The organism is Acinetobacter sp. V2, from assembly GCF_001188385.1.
Taxonomy (GTDB): Bacteria; Pseudomonadota; Gammaproteobacteria; order Pseudomonadales; family Moraxellaceae; genus Acinetobacter; species Acinetobacter oleivorans.
This window is the reverse complement of the sequence record NZ_JZFB01000001.1, coordinates 1,137,235-1,138,184: the sequence shown is the minus strand read 5'-3', so window position 1 is coordinate 1,138,184 and position 950 is coordinate 1,137,235. Positions and strand designations below refer to the sequence as shown.

The following is a 950-nucleotide window of genomic DNA, read 5'->3' as shown; positions in this document are numbered from 1 at the left end:
GGGGCTTTTATGCATCAGCGTATAAAGATTATGAAAACCAAAAAGACTATGGCATTTACTTTGCGCTGCGCTATACACCATCTAGCCGAGTCAATGCGATTACAAGTATTTCTAATGAAAGTGGTAAAACAACCTATAGACAAGAAATAAATGGATTTAGCGATCCACAAATTGGTGCATTTGGATGGGGAGGCTATGTTGAGCATGATCAGGATGTGAATCAAAACAATGCATCGGTTTATGCTTCTTACCGTGCTCGTGCAGCTTACCTGACAGGTCGATACAACCGAATTGGGGATAACGACCAAGTTGCGCTTTCAGCGACAGGATCATTGGTTGCGGCAGCAGGGCGAGTTTTTGCGGCCAATGAAATTGGAGATGGTTACGCTGTTGTAACTAATGCTGGGCCACAAAGTCAAATTTTAAATGGCGGGGTAAATTTAGGAGCAACTGATGGAACCGGTCGATTCTTAATTGCAAATTTAAGACCTTATCAGCTTCATCATATCTATCTAGATCCATCATATTTACCTTTAGAGTGGGATGTTAAATCCACTAACCAAACAGCATTTGTAGGTTATCGCCAAGGAGCTTTAATTGACTTCGGCGCTCATCAGGTCATTTCCGGATTAGTGAAACTTGTTGATGCCAACAATTCACCTTTATTACCGGGTTATACGGTTCGCATTAATGGACAACAAAATGGTGTAGTTGGCTACGACGGTGAAGTATTTATTCCAAACCTTTTAAAGCAAAACAAGCTTGAAGTCGATCTTCTGGATCATGGCTCATGCCAAGTTAATTTTGTGTATGAAAATAAGCAATACAGTGCTAAAAAATTGGGGCCTTATGTATGTCGATAACTACTGCGAGTCATAGTTTTTGGATGAAAAGTGAAAAGTTTTCATTGGCCATAAAGTATATTTTAGCACCTGTTCTGTTTTTTATAT

Annotated in this window: 2 protein-coding genes; both read left to right on the top strand. The window is 39.8% G+C overall.

All coding sequences use genetic code 11. The annotated features are described in order from the left end of the window. Nucleotides 1-863, top strand: an 863-nt coding sequence (locus tag UC75_RS05170; protein WP_164837866.1) for a fimbria/pilus outer membrane usher protein, incomplete at its 5' end; no start/stop codon positions are given. Further along, a partial coding sequence (locus UC75_RS22535) for a hypothetical protein (protein WP_416202207.1) occupies nucleotides 854-950 on the top strand: 97 nt, incomplete at its 3' end. The genes UC75_RS05170 and UC75_RS22535, both read left to right, overlap by 10 nt.